The organism is Micromonospora sp. URMC 106 (assembly GCF_051386395.1).
Classification (GTDB): domain Bacteria; phylum Actinomycetota; class Actinomycetes; order Mycobacteriales; family Micromonosporaceae; genus Micromonospora.
Map to the genome: position 1 here is coordinate 1 of NZ_JBPQTP010000132.1, position 17837 is coordinate 17837.

12 protein-coding genes and 4 tRNA genes are annotated in these 17837 nt (G+C 75.3%); 2 read left to right on the forward strand and 14 right to left on the reverse strand.

Annotation, left to right across the window (positions count from 1 at the left end; all coding sequences use genetic code 11):
• The 11 genes from ACSNOB_RS28165 to ACSNOB_RS28215 form a co-directional block, all read right to left on the reverse strand.
• Positions 1 to 693 (reverse strand): FadR/GntR family transcriptional regulator (locus tag ACSNOB_RS28165; protein WP_436689953.1); only part of this gene is annotated, 693 nt, incomplete at its 3' end.
• A gap of 92 nt (positions 694 to 785) precedes the next feature.
• Positions 786 to 1967, reverse strand: a complete 1182-nt coding sequence (locus ACSNOB_RS28170) for a vWA domain-containing protein (protein WP_436689955.1) — start codon at positions 1965 to 1967, stop codon at positions 786 to 788.
• Positions 1964 to 3148, reverse strand: a complete 1185-nt coding sequence (locus tag ACSNOB_RS28175; protein WP_436689957.1) for an AAA family ATPase — start codon at positions 3146 to 3148, stop codon at positions 1964 to 1966. Before ACSNOB_RS28175 ends, ACSNOB_RS28170 begins: the two co-directional genes overlap by 4 nt.
• The gene (locus ACSNOB_RS28180) at positions 3133 to 4935 is read right to left on the reverse strand and encodes an ankyrin repeat domain-containing protein (RefSeq protein WP_436689959.1); all 1803 of its coding nucleotides are present in this window, start codon (positions 4933 to 4935) and stop codon (positions 3133 to 3135) included. The genes ACSNOB_RS28175 and ACSNOB_RS28180 overlap by 16 nt, the downstream gene beginning before the upstream one ends.
• Entirely contained in the window at positions 4932 to 6068 is a 1137-nt protein-coding gene (locus tag ACSNOB_RS28185) for a gala protein (RefSeq protein ID WP_436689961.1), read from the reverse strand. The genes ACSNOB_RS28180 and ACSNOB_RS28185 overlap by 4 nt, the downstream gene beginning before the upstream one ends.
• The gene (locus tag ACSNOB_RS28190) at positions 6065 to 7495 is read right to left on the reverse strand and encodes an SDR family NAD(P)-dependent oxidoreductase (protein WP_436689963.1); all 1431 of its coding nucleotides are present in this window, start codon (positions 7493 to 7495) and stop codon (positions 6065 to 6067) included. The genes ACSNOB_RS28185 and ACSNOB_RS28190 overlap by 4 nt, the downstream gene beginning before the upstream one ends.
• Positions 7496 to 7520: 25 nt before the next feature.
• A tRNA-OTHER gene (locus tag ACSNOB_RS28195) sits at positions 7521 to 7593 on the reverse strand.
• A gap of 40 nt (positions 7594 to 7633) precedes the next feature.
• Positions 7634 to 9226 (reverse strand): ankyrin repeat domain-containing protein, encoded by a 1593-nt coding sequence (locus ACSNOB_RS28200; protein WP_436689965.1) that lies wholly within the window; start codon positions 9224 to 9226, stop codon positions 7634 to 7636.
• A 24-nt stretch (positions 9227 to 9250) separates the two neighbouring features.
• A tRNA-Cys gene (locus tag ACSNOB_RS28205) sits at positions 9251 to 9325 on the reverse strand.
• Positions 9326 to 9346: 21 nt separating this feature from the next.
• Positions 9347 to 9423: transfer RNA gene (locus tag ACSNOB_RS28210), tRNA-Arg, on the reverse strand.
• A gap of 27 nt (positions 9424 to 9450) precedes the next feature.
• Positions 9451 to 9523: transfer RNA gene (locus ACSNOB_RS28215), tRNA-Glu, on the reverse strand.
• A 70-nt stretch (positions 9524 to 9593) separates the two neighbouring features.
• Here ACSNOB_RS28215 and ACSNOB_RS28220 point away from each other — a divergent pair.
• Positions 9594 to 10145, forward strand: coding sequence for a PadR family transcriptional regulator (locus ACSNOB_RS28220; protein ID WP_436689967.1), 552 nt, complete (start codon positions 9594 to 9596; stop codon positions 10143 to 10145).
• Between the two features lie 25 nt (positions 10146 to 10170).
• Positions 10171 to 11892: an acyl-CoA dehydrogenase family protein gene (locus tag ACSNOB_RS28225; RefSeq protein WP_436689969.1), complete on the forward strand. Its 1722-nt coding sequence runs from the start codon at positions 10171 to 10173 to the stop codon at positions 11890 to 11892.
• Between the two features lie 88 nt (positions 11893 to 11980).
• Here the strand turns inward: ACSNOB_RS28225 and ACSNOB_RS28230 are convergent, their stop codons facing one another.
• The 3 genes from ACSNOB_RS28230 to ACSNOB_RS28240 all read right to left on the reverse strand — a co-directional run bounded on the left by ACSNOB_RS28230 (position 11981) and on the right by ACSNOB_RS28240 (position 17831).
• Positions 11981 to 13429 carry a hypothetical protein gene (locus ACSNOB_RS28230; protein ID WP_436689971.1) on the reverse strand — a complete coding sequence of 483 codons (1449 nt, stop codon included), beginning with the start codon at positions 13427 to 13429 and terminating at the stop codon, positions 11981 to 11983.
• A 209-nt stretch (positions 13430 to 13638) separates the two neighbouring features.
• Positions 13639 to 16170, reverse strand: coding sequence for a pectate lyase family protein (locus ACSNOB_RS28235; protein ID WP_436689973.1), 2532 nt, complete (start codon positions 16168 to 16170; stop codon positions 13639 to 13641).
• A gap of 122 nt (positions 16171 to 16292) precedes the next feature.
• Positions 16293 to 17831, reverse strand: a complete 1539-nt coding sequence (locus ACSNOB_RS28240; RefSeq protein ID WP_436689975.1) for a family 16 glycoside hydrolase — start codon at positions 17829 to 17831, stop codon at positions 16293 to 16295.
• Positions 17832 to 17837 lie beyond the last annotated feature (6 nt).

The window sequence follows — 17837 nt, forward strand, 5'->3', positions numbered from 1 at the left end:
GGGGGTGGTGAGGGGGGCGGTGAGCAGGGCGCGTGCCTCGCGGGCGGCGTCGGGGGCCCGGCCGGTGACGATGGCGTCGGCGAGCCGGCGGTGGCCGGCGACGTCGAGCAGCTCCGCGGCGCGCCGCTCCGGTGGCACCTCGCCGACGGCGAGCGCGCCGGCCACGAGGCTGTTGAAGGCCAGCAGGTAGGCGGTGTTGCCGGAGCCGGCGACGATGTGCCGCCAGAGCACGATGGTGGCCTCGCCCATCGCGGTCAGGTCCGGTGCGAGCCCCGCGTACTCCTCGACGGCCCGCGGGATCGCGGCCCGGGCCGCCGGGTCGCCGCGCTCGGCGCAGAGCCGGGCCGCGTCGACGCCGACGCAGGCCCGCATCTCCAGCATGTCCCGGACCAGCGTGTCCACCGGGAGGGTGTCGTGGAAACGGGTGAGGGACAGGGCGAGGTCGAGCCCGGCGTGCACCCGCCAGTCCAGCACCCGGGTGGCGCCGCCCTGACTGACCCGGACCAGCCCGAGCTGCTGCAACCGCCGCAGGGCCTCGCGGACGGCGTGCCGGTTCACCCCGAAGGTGGCGGCCAGCTCCCGTTCGCCGGGCAGCGCCTCGTCGGGGCGGTAGGAGCCGCTGACGATGGCGTCGCGGATCTGGCCGAAGACGTGGTCGGAGACCGACGAGCGGGGGACGGGGGCGAAGTCCATGCCGAGGAGTGTGGCGCAGCACACATCAACCCGTCAACTGGTTGGACCAGTCCGGTCCGGCTCCCCCCTCAGCGGCCGGCGACGCCGGTGGATCAGTCGTCGATCGTGACGGTGGTGATCCAGGACGGCGGCGGTGGCGCGCCCGTCCCGATCAGCCCCGCGATGACCCGGGTGGACTCCAGCGGCGCGGCCGGCCACGGCGTCAACCCGTCGGTCAGCACCACCACGATGTGCGGTCGACCGCGCAGCGCGGCGTCGATCCCGACCCGCATGTCGGTGCCGCCGCCCCCGGCCAGCCGCACCTCGCCGACGGTGTGCACCCGCCGTACGACGTGCACGGCCGCGTCGCAGGAGAGCACGGTGACCCGGTTGCCGCCGACGCCGACCGCCCGGAGCACGCCGGCGACCTCGGCGAGCGCGGCGGCGAGCTGCGACTCGCCCATCGACCCCGACGTGTCCACCACGATCGCCACCCGGGGCACCGGTTGACGCAGGCTGGGCAGCACCACCCCCCGCGTGGCCGCGGCGCGCCGGGAGGGCCGCTGGTAGGTGTAGTCGACCGCGCCGCCGGCCCAGGCGGCCGCCTCGCGTACCGCGCCGGTCAGCGCCCGCCGCCAGTCCACCCTCGGTTCGAGCAGTTGGGCGGCCCAGCGCTCCCACCCCGCCGCGACGGTGCCCCGGGCCCGGACGTGCGCGCGGACCGCCTGTGCCGTCTCCCGGCGGATCGCCCCCGCCTCCACCGCGCTGACCCCGCCGGGGCCGTCGCGCTCCCACGGCCGTTCGATGCCGTGCGCCCCGGAGCCGCAGTCGTGCGCCTCGTGCCCGCGCAGGCCCGCGGGAAGCAGCGGCAGGTACGCCTCGAAGAACAGACCCGTCGGCAGCCCGAAGGTCTCCGGCTCGACCCGGTCGGCCGGCAGCGGCAGCCGGTCGGCCACCAGGTCGTCGTTGATCTCGCAGTCCTGCGCGACGTTGACCCGGTGGTGGTCGCGCCGCTGCCCGACCGGCAGCCGGTCGGCGCGGCCGTGGTGGTCGCGGAGCAGGTGGGCCACCTCGTGGATCCACACCGCCGCGAGCTGGGCCACCGGCAGCCGGTCGACGAACCCCGGCGAGACGTGGCAGCGCCACCGCCGGTCCACGCCCATCGTGGGCACGTCCCGGGACTCGACCACGGTGACGCTGTACAGCGCCGTGGCCAGGTAGGGCCGGTCCTGCGCCGCCCGGAACCGGGCGGCGAGCAGCTTGGTGCGGTCCAGCCGGCCGCCGCCCGGGCTCATCCGGACAGGCGACCCGAGAGCCGCAGCACCTCGGCGAAGGCGTGGATGGCCGGCGGCACCGGCCAGGAGGTGTCGCGCAGCGCCGCGAGGTCCATCGCGGCGCGGGCCGCGACGTCCGGCACCCCCGCCTCGACCGCCTTGCCCAGCACCACCCAGCCGGCCTCCCAGCGCGACCGGTCGACCTTCGCCTGCACGGCGGAGATCACCGCGGTGAGGAACGCCAACTGCCGGTCGCCCCGCTCGGGCAGCCGGAACGCCTCCGGGTCGGCGAGCACCCGCTCCGGGTCGGGCAGGTCGAGGTTCTCCAGGTAGGTGACGAACTCCAGCCCCGCGCCGTCGCCCACCGCGCCGATCACGGCCAGCGCCAGCGCCTGCGCGTCGGTCCCGGCGGCGTGGTGGAACGTGAGCAGCCGCAGCACCATCTCCCAGGTGCGCGGGGACGGCCAGGCGCCGCCGCGGGCCTCGGCGTCGGCCGGCAGGTGATGGGTCAGCCCCGGCCGGGCGGTGAGGAAACCCGCGATCGCCCCGCGCGCCCTGGCCAGCGCCGCCGCGGTGCGCCCCGGCCGGACCGCCGGCACGGTCACCGCCGGCCAGGTGCCGGCCAGGCCCCGCGCGACGGTGCGCGGGTCGTGCGTCCAGTGCAGGTGCACGAACCGGTTCGCCAACGGCGGGGCCAGGTGCCAGCCGTCCGCCGCGCTGGTCGGCGGGTTCGCGGCGGCCACGATCCGCACCGACGGCGGCAGCGAGAGGCTGCCGACCCGCCGCTCCAGCACCACCCGCAGCAGCGCCGCCTGCACCGCCGGCGGCGCGGAGGAGAGCTCGTCGAAGAAGAGCAACCCCGATCCGGTACGCGCCAGCCGGACCGCCCAGTCCGGCGGGGCCATCGGCACCCCGTCGGTGGCCGGAGAGTCGCCGACGATCGGCAGCCCCGCGAAGTCCGACGGCTCGTGCACGCTGGCGATGACCGTCTCCAGCGGCAGGCCCAGCCCCTCGGCGAGCTGCTGGAGGGTGGCGGACTTGCCGATGCCCGGCTCGCCCCACAGCAGCACCGGCAGGTTCGCCGCCACCGCGAGGGCCAGCGCCTCGACCCTCGGGTCGGCGGCCGGCTCGGTGCGCCACGCGCGGGTCGCGGCGACGAGGTCGTCGGCCGCCGCCAGCGCCGCCGTCACCGCCGCACCCATTCGGTCAGCACGTCCCGGACTTGCAACACCGGGTGTCCGACCTCCCCGTCGTCGTCGTACATGCTCGCCTTCCCCTCCGCCAGGTCGCAGGGAGTGAGGTCGTCCCCGTCGGGGGCGTGCGGGTCGGCGCCGGCGGCCAGCAGCGCGCGGACCAGTTCCGGGCTGCCTCCGTCGCCGACGGCCACGTGCAGCGCGGTGCGTCCCCGCCGGTCCCCGGCTCCGATCGGCACGCCGGCGTCGAGCAGCCGCCGGACCAGCGAGACGTCATCCACGGCGCGCAGGTGGTGCAGCAGCGTGCCGCCCCGGCCGTCGCCCATCCTCGGGTCGAGCCCCGCGTCGAGCAACGCGGCCAACGCCGCCGCGCCGCCGTGCTGGATGCGCAGCAGCACGTCGCGCCGCAGCTCGCGCAGCGGCCGGGGCAGCCGGCCCGGGCCACCCCGCCACGCCTGCACCGCCGCGAAGCAGCCCGTCGACCGCCCGCCCAGGGCGCGCAGCAGCTCCTCCCCGGCGACCTCCTCGGCGGTGTGCGAGACCGGGTCGAGCCGGCCGTCGCCGTGCACCACGGTGTGCCATCCGCCCCCGCACCGCACCGGCACGTCCACCCGCAGGCCGGCCGCCTCCGGCGCGGCCGTCCCCGCCTGTGCCGCCTCGGGCCGCGCCGTGCCCGGCCGTGTGGGCGCCGCCTGTGCCGCCTCGGGCCGCGCCGCCCGCAGCCGTCCCGCCCGCGTCGCCGGTCGGCGGTCGCCCGGCGCGGCCGCGCCGTCCGGCGTGGAGGGTGCCGACGCGAACAGGGCCCGGCGCACCAGGGGGTGCAGCTCGGCCGGGTCGAGCAGGCCGTGCCGCAGCAGGTCCAGGTCGGCGGGTCGCTCGTGGACCACGCCGGCGAGGCGGAGGCGGGCGAAGTGCTCCTGCTCCCAACCGACGAACGCGGCGGCCACCGTGCCGTCGCCCCGCCGGCGCACCTCGACCACCGGTCGCCACCCGGACCAGATCATGACCCGCCCGACGCCGTGGCGGGCCTCCAGCCGGGCCAGCTCGGCGTCCAGCCCGAGGGGGACCAGGCAGCCGCGCGCGGCGATCTCGACCTCGCGGTTCAGGTAGTAGCTCTCCGGGACCTCCGGGTCGAGGTCGACGCCGGACACCGCCCACGCTCGGGCCAGCTCACCGCCGGCGACCAGCCGGTCGAAGACCTCGGGCCGGTTCGCCGGGTCGCCCGGGTCGACCGCCGTCGCGTACGCCTGGAACGGCCGGACCGTGCCGTCGGGCTCGAAGCCGGGCAGCCGGGCCGGCGAGCCGCCGTACGCGCCGGCGAGGCCGTCGACGTGCGCGGCGCTCCAGTACGCCGGCGGCAGGTCCTGCGGGGCGGCCTCGCCCGCCTGCACGGGGCGGACGCTCAGCCGCAGCCGTTGCGACCCGTCCACGGTCTTCGGCGTGTCCACCACCAGCGCGACGTCGTCGTCGCCGAAGCGCCCGTCCCACGTGGACAGCAGGAACCGCTGGTGGGTGGCCACGCCGGTGCGGCCGCCGAGCACCCGGGGCAGGTGCCAGCGCAGCAGGTCCGGGGCGAGCACGCCGAGATCCGTCTCGATCCGGTCGGCCCGGGCGCGGCCGTGCTCCCGGGCCACCTCGGCCAGGTCGAACGTCACGTCGACCCGTCCCCGCGCGCAGGCGGCCCGCCAGTCGCCGGCCTCCCGGGCCGCCGTGCACCCCTCGACCATCGCGGCTGGCACGGCGTACCGGCGGATCCGCTGCCAGGTGCGGATCTCGTCGACGACGGGCGGGTTCACCGGTAGACGCTCGCGATGGCCCGGATGTCCTCGTGCGGCGCGGTGACCGGCCGCTCGGCGAGCAGCGCCGAGGCCCGGCGACGCTGCCGGCGCGGCACGCCCCCGTTGATGCCCAGGTACTCCAGCGTCGGGTGGCCCTCGACGGCCTCGACGAGCCGCCGCGCGCCCCGCCCGCCGATCTCCGTACGCCGCAGGTCCAGCCGGCGCAGCCGGGCGGCGGGCAGCGCCTCGGCGAGCGCCGCCGCGCCCTCGTCGCCGACCACGTTGCCGCGCGCGCCGAGCGCCCGCTCCGACGGTGGCCGGGCCAGGTCCAGCGCCCGCCAGGCCCCCAGGTGCCGGGCCAGCGCCGCCACCCCGGCCGGGGTGATGCCGTTGCCGCCCAGCCCGAGCGTCACGTCCACCCCGTCGGCCAGCTCGGCGAGGGCGGCGACGCCGGAGTCCCCGAGGTGGTTCGCCGCCAGGTAGAGCTCCCGGACCCCGGCGGAGCGGACCAGCGCGCCGAGCACCGGCACGGCGTCAGGGCCGAAGCCGTTGCCGCCGAGGAAGAGCCGTTGCACCGGCCGCTCGCGGACGGTCAGCGCCTCGGCGAGCGCGGCCAGCCCGCGGACGCTCATCCCGACGTTGACCAGGTCGAGCGTGCGGATGGCCGAGTTCACCGCGAGCGCGGCGGCGAGCCGCCGGACGCCCTCGTCGCCGACCGGGTTGCGCTTGAGCCACAGCGCCCGCACGGTGTCGTCGCCGGCCAGTCGCGCGGCGAGCGCGTCCACCCCGGCCGGGTCGATCCGGTTGCAACCCAGGTAGAGCGTCTGGAGGTGGTGGCCCGGGCGGAGCGCGTCGGCCACCGCCCGGGCGCCGTCCGTGCCGAGGCCGTTGGTGCCCAGCAGCAGGTGGCGCACCAGCGGGGAGTCGACCGCCGCCGCCACGATCCGGGCGGTCTGCACCGGGCCGACGCCCTGCTTGCACAGGTCGAGCCGGCCGTCGGGCTGCACCGTGCCGCGCGGGAACTCCTCGGGCGCGACGACGGCGTCCGGCACCGCGAGGCGGACCAGCAGCGGGTCGAAGTCGCCCGGGTGGGCCAGACCGGCGTCGGGGTCGGCGATGGCCGGGCACCGCACCGGCGTCGGGTCGGTCACCAGGGCACACTCCGGTAGTCCTTGAGGAACTGGCCGCTCACCGGGGCGCCGCGCACGCCCCGCACGATCGGGTCGTAGACGCGGGCGGCCCCGTCGACCACGTCGAGCGGGGGCCGGAAGCCGAGCTTCCGCTGGGCGGTCTTGTCGGGGTGCGGCCGCTCGTCGGTGACCCAGCCGGTGTCCACGCTGTTCATGTGGATGCCGCTGGCCAGGTAGTCGGCGGCGACCGTGCGGACCAGCATGTTCAGCGACGCCTTGGCCATGTTGGTGTGCGGGTGCCGGGTGGTCTTGCCGGAGCGGGAGTAGCTGCCCTCCATCGCCGACACCTGCACGACGTGCCGCTGCGGGTGGGCGCTCGCCTGCATCAGCGGGCGCAGCCGGGAGGTGAGCAGGAAGGGCGCGAAGGCGTTGACCACGTGCACCTGCAACCACTCGTGCGGGCTCACGTCGGCGTCGCTGAGCACCCACGAGTTGACCTCGCGGAGGTCGAGCGGCTGGCCCGTCTCGTCCACCCGCCCGGCGGGGAAGAACGCGTCCAGCCCGACGGGCAGCCGCTGCGCCGTCGGGCCGGCCGGCGCGGCGCCGATCGCGATCCGTGCCGCCGGCCCCTCCAGCGCCGCGGACTCGGCCGCCCGGACCTCCCGGTGGTACGCCTCCGGCCGGTACAGCGTCTGCGCGGCGTTGTTGACGAGGATGTCCAGCCCGGCGAAGCGCCGCCCGACCAGCGCGACGAAGTCGAGGGTGCCGGCCAGGTCGAGCAGGTCCAGCCCGTGCACGTAGAGCCGGTCGGCCCAGTCGTCGGCGTCCGGCACGGCGGCGAAGCGGCGGGCCGCGTCGCGGGGGAACCGGGTCGTCACGATCACCTCGGCGCCGTCGCGGAGCAGCTTGAGCGCGGTGTGGAAACCGATCTTCACCCGACCGCCGGTCACCACGGCGGTGCGACCGGTCAGGTCGCAGCGGGCGTGCCGCCGCTCGCGGTTCTCCGCCGCGCACGGCGGGCACATGAGGTGGTAGTCCACGTCCACCTGCCGGTAGGGCTGCTTGCACACGTAGCAGTGCCGCGCCCGGCGCAGCGCCCCGCGCCCCGCCGGCCCGAACGGGCTCCCGCCGGGCCCGTCGGCCCCGGTCCCGGCGCCGCCGTCGGAGGCCGTGCCCGCGGTCCCGGCGGCGGGTCGGTCGGTCCCGGCGGGACCGGGCGGCGCGGGGTCGGGGATCTCGGTGTGGAAGCGGGTGGCGCCGGCCAGCAGCGCGCGGTCCGCGGCCCGGGTGGCGGCGTCGCGGCGGGCCTTCGCGCGCCTCTTCACGCCCCGGTGGGCGGCGGTGACCGCCCGTTCCAGCTCCTGCCGGGTCGCCTCGTCCAGGTCGGCGTCGTCGAGGTGGGCGAGGACGGCCAGGCAGGCCGCCAGCTCGGCGCGGTCGACGGACACGATGCTCCTCCGTGGGGGGTGGCGGCGAGACCGGCCGGATTCGAACCGGCGTCCTCCAGCTTGCTGTCAAGGCGCGTCGACCTCTGCGCTACGGCCTCGCCGCGCGGGAGCATACCGAAGGCCACCGACAGCGGATGATCAGCCGCCCGTCCGCCGGGCCGCCGCGAGCACCTCGGCGGCGGTGCGACCCTCCCGGTTCACCGCGTCGGGGTCCGCGCCGGCGTCGACCAGGGCCGCCATCACCTCGGTGGCCGCCGCCGCGGCGGCGGCGTGCATCGGGGTGTTCCCGTCCCGGTCGGGCTCGTCGACGCGGAGCCCGGCGGCGGTGAGGATCGGCAGCATCAGGGTGTGGTCCACGAACGCCAGCCGGTGCATCAGCGTGCCTCCGGCGCCGTCGCGCAGTCCGGGATCCATGCCGTCGAAGATGAGGGAGAGCAGTCCCTCCGTGTCGCCGTGGAAGGCTCGCCCGAACAGGTCCCGACGGAGCTTGCGGATCTCCTTCGGGACCGGCTTCATCCCGGTACGCCAGGCCCGTACCGCCGCCGCGCAGCCGCCGATCGGGCCGCCCAGGCCGGCGAGCAGGAACTCCCGGCGCAGCTCCTCATCGGTGTGGTGCGGGGTCTCGATCCGGTTGTCGGCGACCCGGACGAGGTGCCAGTCCGGTCCACACCGCACGCGGAACGGCGGCGGTGGCGCGGGCTCCGGGACCCGCCACGCCTGCGTCCGACCGGGGAACAACGCCTCGTGTACCAGCGGGTGCAGCTCGTCCGGCGTCAGCATCCCCCAGCGCAGCAGCGCGACGTCCATCGGCGCGGGCGTGCCGAACACGGTCGGCCCGCCCCGCGGGGAACCCGGCGCGGCGGCCCGGACGGTCAGGGCGCCGCCGTCGGCCACGTCGACGGCGAGGGGCGAGTTGACCAGGTGCAGCGTCGTCGCGCCGTAGCGGCGGGCGAGGCGGCGGGCCTCGGCGGCGAGCACGGGCAGCGCCGCGACGTGCCATTCGAGCACCTGCTCCACCGTCGGCCACCCCGTGTACCAGTGGGCGCCCCCGGCCGCGTCGACCGTCCAGCCCGCCGCCTCGTACGCCGCGATCGTGCGCCCCGCCGCGAGCAGCGCGCCGACCGTCTCCACCTCGCCCGCCCGGTCGGCCGGAGAGCCGGTCGGCGTGGACTCGCCCTGCCGGTGTGGGCGCCCGTCCGCCGTGTGCCACGCGAGCCGGTCGTCCGACGCCCCGTACGCCCAACGGCGTGCGGCGACCGCGTCCGCGTGCCAGCACCAGTCAGGCAGGTCGTACCAGGCGTTCGGCAGGTCCAGGCTGTCGGTGACGCGCAGCGCGACACGCTGGGGGCGGCGGTCGGTGGCGGGCAGGGTGGCGACCAGCAGCGGGGTGCCCCGACGGCGCAGGCCCGGGCGGGTGCGCACCGGCTCGGCCAGCCGGGACAGCACGACCCGAGCCGTGGGCACGAGCGCCAGCGAGGACGTGCGGGGCAGGAACCGGCGCAGCAGGTCCGGTGCGAACCCGCGCAGTTCGCTTTCGATCCGGGCGGCGTCGTCCGCACCGTACCGGGACGCCACGTCCCGCAGGTCGATGTGCGCGTCGAACAGTCCGGCCGCGCAGGCGCCCCGCCAGTCCCCGGCGAGCCGGCGGGCGGTGACGGCGGCGACCATCGGCGGCGGTGACGCGTACCGGAGGATCCGCAGTTGCTTTTCTCGCTCGCGTCGGCGCTCCACCTCGGCGTCCCCGTTCCCGTCGGGAGCGGGCCGGCCGGGATCGAACCGGCGTCCTCCCGATGTGCAGTCGGGCGCGACGACCGCTGCGCTACGACCCGCTCGCCGGGGGAGTCTAGGGGATGCGGGCCGGCCGGATTCGAACCGGCGTCCTCCCGGTTTCGGAGACCGGGCGCGACGACCGCTGCGCTACGGCCCGCACGGATCGGGCGGGCGAGGCCCGGGCGGCGGGCGGACCGGAATCGAACCGGCGTCCTCCTCCATGAGAGGGAGGCGCGACGACCTCTGCGCTACCGCCCGCCGCGAGCGAGTGTAGGGCAACCGCCGGCGCCATCTTGCTATGCAACGAGTTGCATAGCAAGATGGCGGCGTGGCGCTCGAACACGCGATCCTGGTGTCCCTGCTCGAACAGCCCGGGTCCGGCTACGAGCTGGCCCGGCGCTTCGAGCGCTCCATCGGCCGCTTCTGGACGGCGACCCACCAGCAGATCTACCGCGTCCTGAAGCGGATGGAGGCCGACGGCTGGGTCACCGCCGAGGAGATCGGCCAGGACGGCCGCCCCGACAAGCGTTCCTTCTCGGTGGCGCCGGCCGGCCGGTCCGCGCTGGTCACCTGGCTGCGTGCCCCCGTCCAGCCGGAGGCGGTGCGCCACGAGCTGGCCGTCAAGATCCGTGGGGCCGCCTTCGACGACGCCGCCGGCCGCGCCGCGCTCGTCGCCGAGGTCGAGCGCTACCGCGCCACCCACGAGGCCACGCTCGCCCGCTACCTGGCCGGCGAGGAACGGGACTTCCCCGACCCCGCCGCGCTCGACGCCGGGCAGGCGCTCCAGCACGTCGTGCTGCGCGGCGGCATCGCGTACGAGCGGATGGTGCTGGCCTGGCTCGACGACGTGCTGGCCACCCTGCGCACCCTGGACCACTGACCACCCGATCGAAGGGAGTCCCGCCGTGGCGGACTCGCCGCTGCTCAACCCGCGCACCTACGACCCCGCCCACCTCGACGACGAGTCCCGCCGACTGCTGCGTGCGACCGTCGACTGGTTCGAGGGCCGGGGCAAGGAGGCGCTGCTCGACACCTACAACCGGCACGAGTGGTACGGCGACTTCCTGGACTTCGCCGCGAAGGAGGGGCTCTTCGCCGCGTTCTGCACGCCCGCCGCCGAGGGCGGAGGCGACCCCGCGAAGCGCTGGGACACCGCCCGCAACGCCGCGCTCAGCGAGATCCTCGGCTTCTACGGCCTCGGCTACTGGTACACCTGGCAGGTCACCGTGCTCGGCCTGGGCCCGGTCTGGCAGAGCGACAACGCCGCCGCCCGGTCCCGCGCGGCCGCGCTGCTGGACGACGGCCACGTGATGGCGTTCGGCCTGTCCGAACGCGCGCACGGCGCGGACATCTACTCCACGGACATGCTCCTCACGCCCGACGGGGCGGGCGGGTTCCGCGCCACCGGCGCCAAGTACTACATCGGCAACGGCAACGTCGCCGGGCTGGTCTCGGTCTTCGGCCGCCGCGCCGACGTGGCGGGCCCGGACGGCTACGTCTTCTTCGCCGCCGACAGCCGCCACCCCGCGTACCACCTGGTCCGCAACGTGGTGAACGCGCAGATGTACGTCAGCGAGTTCCGCCTGGAGGACTATCCGGTGCGCGCCGAGGACGTGCTGCACACCGGCCGGGCCGCGTTCGACGCCGCCCTTAACACGGTCAACGTGGGCAAGTTCAACCTGTGCACCGCCTCCATCGGGATCTGCGAGCACGCCATGTACGAGGCGGTGACCCACGCCCACAACCGGGTCCTCTACGGCCGGCGGGTCACCGACTTCCCGCACGTCCGGCGCGAGCTGACCGACGCGTACGCCCGCCTGGTGGCCATGAAGCTGTTCAGCGACCGGGCGGTGGACTACTTCCGCTCGGCCGGCCCGGACGACCGGCGGTACCTGCTGTTCAACCCGATGACCAAGATGAAGGTCACCACCGAGGGCGAGAAGGTCATCGACCTGCTCTGGGACGTCATCGCCGCGAAGGGCTTCGAGGCGGACACGTACTTCGACAAGGCCGCCAAGGACATCCGGGGGCTGCCCAAGCTCGAGGGGACGGTGCACGTCAACCTCGCGCTGATCCTGAAGTTCATGGCGAACTACCTGTTCCACCCGGTCGACCACCCGCCGGTGCCGACCCGGCACGACCCCGCCGACGACGAGTTCCTCTTCCGGCAGGGCCCGGCCCGGGGCCTCGGCGCGATCCGGTTCCACGACTGGCGGGCCGCCTACGACGCGCACGCCGACGTGCCGAACGTCGCCCGCTTCCGGGAGCAGGCAGACGGCTTCTGCGCGTTGCTGGCCGCCCACGCCCCGAGCGAGGAGCAGCAGCGTGACCTCGACTTCCTGCTCGCCCTCGGCCAGCTCTTCGCGCTGATCGTCTACGGCCACCTGATCCTGGAGCAGGCCGGCCTGACCGGCCTGGACCGCGACGTGCTCGACGAGATCTTCGACGTGCTGGTCCGCGACTTCTCCGGGTACGCCACCGAGCTGCACGGCAGGGCCGCCGCCACCGAGGCGCAGGCGTCCTGGGCGCTGGCGCACGTCCGCCGGCCCGTCGCGGACGCGGAGCGCACGGCCCGGGTCTGGGCGCGGGTCGCGGCGCTCAGCGGCGCGTACGAGATGCGTCCCTGACCTGCGGGACGCGGCGGCCGGGCCGCCGCGTCCCCGGCGGTGACGCCCCCGCGCCGGCCGCCCCGCACACCGGCGAGCCGCCGACGGGTCAGCCGGCGGCCACCACCGGGTCGCCCGGGGGCTGCGGCGAGGCGCCGGCCGGTGCCCGCCCGTCGTCGTCGGGCGAGGTGCCCGCCGTGTCGCCGGCCCCGTCCGCCCCGTCGCCGGACCCGGCCGCCGGCGGGCCGGCGACGGGCACCACCGGCCGGTCGGCGCGCGGCCGGGCGGCCACCTGCGGGTACTCGGCGGTCTCCGCGCCGCCCGTGGCGGCCGCCATGACCGCCGCCGCGGCCAGGTCCGCCACCCGCTTCGCCTCCCGCTTCACCCGGGCGCGGACCTCCTTGGCGTGCTGCTCGGCGGAGTCCGCGGCCCGCCGAGCCTCGTCCAGCCGGTGCAGCTCGTCGGTCAGCTCCTGCCGGGTCTGGACGAGGCGCTGCTGCAGCTCCGTGTACTCGCGCTCGGCGCTGCCGCTCTCCTGCCGCGCCTGGGCGAGCTGCTGCTGCGCGATGTCCAGCTCGGACTGCAACCGGGCCAGCGCCTCCCGGCGGTCCCGGATGCCCTGCTGCGCCGCGACGAGCTGCTGCTGATGGGTCGCGGCCTGCTCGTCGGCGCGCTGGCGGACCTTGGCCGCGTACTGCTGCGCCTCGGCGATCAGCGTCGCGATCTCCTGCTCGGCCGCCGTACGCTGGGCGGCCAGCTCCCGCTCGGCCGCCGCGCGCTGCTCGGTGACCTCCTGCTCGGCGGCGGACCGCCGCTCGTTGATCTCCCGCTCCACGCTGGCCTGCCACTGGCCCAGCTCCTGCTGGGTCTTCGCGCGCGCCGCCTGCACCTCCTGCTGGATCTGGGTACGGGCCGCCGTCAGGAACGCCTCGGCCTCGGCGCGGGCCTGTTCGAGCTGTTGGGCGCTCTGCTCGTCGATCCGCTTGGCCTCCTGGAGCGCGTGGTCGTGCGCCGCCTCGCCGGCCGCCCGCAGCCGCTCCGCCGCCTCGCGGATCCGCGCCAGCTCGGCCTGGGCGTTGGCGCGGCGCTCCTCGTGCTCCCGCTCGTCCTCGGCGCGCCGCGCCGCCGTCTCCTCCGCCAGCTCGCGCAGCGTCGTGGCGGCCTGTTCCCGGGCCTGGGTGAGCGCCTGCTCCGCCTCGGCGCGCAGCTCGGCGGCCCGCTGGTCGGCGGCGTCGGTGATGACCGCGGCCTGCTTCTCGGCCAGGGCCAGGATCTGGTCGACCATCGGGCCCAGGTCCCGGAACGAGGCCCGGTCCGGCTGCGCCGGCCGCTCGCGCAGCTCGGCGACCTCCGCGCGCAGCCGGTGCAGCTCCGCGGTCAGCTCCCGCAGTTGGCCCGAGGCCCGTTCCCGCTCGGCGGCCAGCGCCGACAGCTCGCCGTCGACCCGTTCGACGTACCGGTCGACCTGCCGTTTGTCGTAGCCGCGCAGCGTGAGGTCGAAGCTGGGCCGCGAGGTCGCGTCCTCGCGTGCCGCGAACGGCTCCTCGCCGTGGGACATGCACCCTCCTCCGTACGATCGCGAGCGCCACGCCGGCGGGGGAGTCCGCCCCACGGGCCGTGATGTGGCGCCACGCTACCGCCGCCGCCGCGCGGCGCGCCCCGCGCCCCGGGACGCGGGCGTTCCGGGGCGCGGGGTGGGCGATCTCGGGCGGTGCGGGTGGGTGCCCCGGGGACGACGGCCGCACCGGCCGCCGCCCCCGGTGCGCCTCAGGGGTTGATCCGGCCGGCGCCGGCCCCGGCGGTCACGGCCGCCTTGATCCCGCTCGCGTCGTCGAGCTGGTACGCGTACGGGACGGGGGCGACGTCGCCCGCGCTCTCCGGTGCGCCGGAGTTGGTGAAGATGTTGTTCCGCTGGACCAGGTCACCCGGGTCCGACTCGGCGTAGCCGACGGCGGTGGGTCGGGTCACGTTCTCGAAGTGGTTGCCCTCGACCAGCACCCCGGCGCCCATGGTGGACGCCACGCCGTAGTCCGCGCCGTAGTAGTAGTTGTTGAACACGTGCACCGGGTCGCCGAACCGGACGCGCGGGTGGCGCTCCTTGCTCCCGTCGAACCAGTTGTGGTGGTAGGTGACCCGCAGGTGGCCGATGTCGTCGGTGAAGCCGTCGTCGTGGCCGAGCAGCATGCTCTTGGTGTGGTTGGTGACCCGGTTCCACGAGACGGTGACGAAGTCGGACGCCCGCTTGATGTCGACCGCGCCGTCGTAGCCGCCGTCGAAGGTGTTGTGGTCGATCCAGACGTTGCGCGAGTTCTGCACGTTGATCGCGTCGTCGTCCCAGCCCCGGAAGGTCAGGTTGCGGACGATGACGTTGCTGGCGCCGCTGATGTTCAGCCCGTTGTCAAGCGTGGCGTTGCCGACGCCGAGCACGGTCTTGTTGCTCCGCACGTCGTTCATGGTGTCGGGCATGGTGAGCGCGCCCTGCACCCGGATGACCAGCGGTGACGAGGACTCCAGGGCGTCGGCGAGCGCCTGGCCGTCGGAGACGGTCACGGTCTGACCGCCGGCGCCGCCGGTGGTGCCGCCGTTCTGGGTGGCCCAGCCGACCAGGCCGCCGGCCGGCGGCACGGTCGGCGTCGGGGTCGGCGTGGCGGTCGGCGGCGGCGTGGTGACCGGCGGGGTGGTCGGCCCGCCGGGCGGCCCGACGCGGCCCACCCCGGCCTGCGCGGTGACCACGGCCTTCGTGTCGCAGGCGGTGCCCACGGTGTACGCGTACGGCGGGTTGGCCACGCTGCCGCCGGTCTGACCGGCGCCGGAGTTGACCAGGCAGTTGTTGCGGGCGACCAGCCGGCCGTCGCCGGAGGAGCCCTCCGCCAGGTGGTACGGGTCGTCGACGTTCTCGAAGTGGTTGCCCTCGACGATGACCCCGGCGTTCTGCGTCGACGCGACGCCGTAGTTCCCGGTGTTCAGGTAGTAGTTGTTGTAGACGTGCACCTGGTCGCCGAAGCGGACCCGGGGGTTGCGCTGGTTGGTGTTGTCGAAGAAGTTGTGGTGGTAGGTGACCTTCAGCCGCCCGGTGTCCTGGGCGGCGTTGCCGTCGTCGTGGCCGAGCAGCATGTTCTTGTCGGTGCCGTCGGCGTGGTTGTAGGAGACCGTCACGTACGACGAGCCGCGCTTGATGTCGACGCCGCCGTCCGCCCCGGTGGTCCAGGTGTTGTGGTCGATCCAGATGTGGTGGGAGAACATCTGCACGTTGATCGCGTCGTCCGCCCAGTCGCGGAAGTTGAGGTTGCGGATGATGACGTTGTGCACGGCGTTGGCCGGCGGCGCGGTGACCGCGTTGTCGATCGGCAGACCGATGTTGAGGCCGCCGCCGGTGAAGCCGGAGTTGGCGCCGACGCCGACGATCGTCTTGTCCGAGGTGACGTCGTGCATCGGCCCGGGCAGCGCGATCATCCCGCTGACCTGGATGATCTTCGGGCCGCTCGACGCCGCCTCGGCGATGAACTGGTTGGCCGTGGTGACCGTGACGGTCGGGCCGCCGGCGCCGCCGGTCGTGCCGCTCTGGCCCCACGCGTCGACCGAGGCCCAGCCGTCGGCCACGTTCGGGCCGGGGTTGCCGGTCGGCGTGGGCGTCGGGCTGGTCGGCGTCGGCGTGGGCCCGGGGCCGCCCGAGGTGACCTGCACGTTGTCGAAGTCGGCGCTGGCGTAGAAGGTCGCCACGCCGATCCGGCCGCTGGCGTACTGGGTGTCGGTCGCCTCGGTGAGCAGGGCGCCGTTGACGTACCCCTTGAGCGAGCCGCCGGCCACGTCCAGCCGCAGGGTGTAGGTGCTGCCGGTGGCGACCGGGACGGGCGCGGTGTCCAGCGTGGTGGAGGAGCCGCTGGTCAGCCGCTTGAGCTCGACCGTGTTGTTGCTGCGCAGCGCCAGGTAGTAGTAGCTGGTGTTGCTCTGCACGCGGGCGAGCAGCGCGACGAACCGGTTCGTTCCGTTGAACGCGGTCGGCTTGACCGTGGCCTGGACGGAGTAGTCCGTCCAGCTCGACGTGCCGGCCAGTGAGCGGGCGTCGCTGCTGGTGCTGCTCTGCCGCAGCGCCCGCGCGCTGTCGCCGGTCACCGACCAGCTTCCGCCGGAGGCCGTCCAGCCGGACGAGTTGCCGTCGGAGAAGTCGTCGGAGAAGAGCGTGTCGGCGTAGGCGGTGGCGGCCATGCCGACGGCGAGGGCGACCGCGACGAGCGCGGCCCCGATCGCGGTGAGGAACCCTCGGCGGTGCCTCCGCCGACGAGTGTCGGAGTGGTGCACGGGACCTCCCTGGTGGTGACGGAATGATCGATAAATATCGATCTCTTGGGGTGTGGTGCGCCCCGACCGCCGGGCCGGTGCCCGGCGCCGAACCGGGCCCGGCGGTGCGGGGAGACGAACGGTCAGTAGGGGAGCCGGCCGGTGCCGGCGCCCGCCGTGACGACCGATTTCACGGCGGCCGGGTCGGTCAGCGTGTACGGGTAGAACGTGCGCGGCTCCTGGACGGTGCCGCCCGCGTCGCCGGGCTCGCTGGTGCCGGCGAGCACGTTGTCGCGGGCGACCATCCGGCCCCGGTCCCCGGCGTAGCTGATCGACCAGGGCACCTCGACGTCCTCGAAGTAGTTGCCCTCGACCACGCAGCCGGAGTCGAGCTGGCAGGCCACGCCGACGTCGGTGTTGTAGACGAAGTAGTTGTTGAACACGTGCACCGGGTCGCCGTAGCGGACCCGCGGGTTGCGCTGCGGCGTCCGGTCGAACCAGTTGTGGTGGTACGTGACCTTCAGGTTGCCGACGTCCTGGGCGGCGTTGCGGTCGTCGTGCCCGAGCAGCATGTTCTTCGTGTGGTGGTGGGTGTGGTTCCAGGACACCGTCACGTAGCTGGCGCCCCGCTTGATGTCGATCAGCCCGTCGTAGCCGTACGCCAGGTCGTTGTGGTCGATCCAGACGTGGTGGGAGAACATCTGCACGTTGATCGCGTCGTCGACGGTGTCGCGGAAGTTCAGGTTCCGCACGATCACGTTGTGCACGGCGTTCGCCGGCGGGCTGGTCGCGTCGCTGACCGGCAGGCCGATGTTCAGCCCGCCGCCGGTGATGCCGGAGTTCGCGCCGACGCCGACGATGGTCTTGTCCGAGGTGACGTCGTGCATCGGGCCGGGCAGCGCGATCATCCCGTCCACCCGCACGGTCAGCGGGCCGGCCGTGCCGATCGCGGTGAGCAACTCGGCGGCGGTGTCCACCGTGACGGTGGGGCCGCCCGCCCCGCCGGTGGTGCCGTCCTGACCGAGCGCGTCGACCGAGGCGAACCCGATCGGCGGGGCGCCCGGGTCGATCGGCGGGCTCGTCGGCGGCAGGGTCGGTCCGCCGCTCGGCCCGCCCGTGGGCGGCGCCCCGGTCGCCGTGGCCACCTCGACGTCGTCGAAGGTGGCGCTGGCGTACGAGGTGGCCAGGCCGATACGCCCGGCGGCGAACGTCGCGTCGGTGGCCTGCACCAGCAGCGCGCCGTCGACGTAGCCGCGCAGCGAACTGCCGACCGCCTCCAGGCGCAGGGTCGCCCAGGCGCCCACGGTGACCCCGGCCGGGGCGGAGCCGAGCGACACCGGGTCGCCGCCGGAGCGGCGGATCAGCTGCACGCCGCCGCTCGCGGTCACCACCAGCGCGTAGTAGCTGCTGGTGCTCTGCGCCCGGGCGATCACCCCGACGTGCCGGTTCGCCCCGCCGAAGCCGGTCGGCCGGACCCGGGCCTGCACCCCGTAGTCGGTCCAGGTGCCCGCGCCGGCCAGGGCGCGGGCGTCGCTGCCGGTGCCGGACTGGCGGTAGGCGTACGAGCCGTCGGTGACCACCGACCAGCTCCCGCCGGAGCGGGACCACCCGTCGGCCGCGCCGTCGGAGAACGCGTCGGCGAACAGGGTGTCGGCGTGCGCCGACGAGGTGCTCACGAGCACCGTGCC

Coding starts and splice junctions, on each gene's coding strand:
- ACSNOB_RS28170 (WP_436689955.1), bottom strand. CDS start 1,967: ATGAGCCCGGGCGGCGGCCGGCTGGACCGCACCAAGCTGCTCGCCGCC.
- ACSNOB_RS28175 (WP_436689957.1), bottom strand. CDS start 3,148: ATGGGTGCGGCGGTGACGGCGGCGCTGGCGGCGGCCGACGACCTCGTC.
- ACSNOB_RS28230 (WP_436689971.1), bottom strand. CDS start 13,429: ATGTCCCACGGCGAGGAGCCGTTCGCGGCACGCGAGGACGCGACCTCG.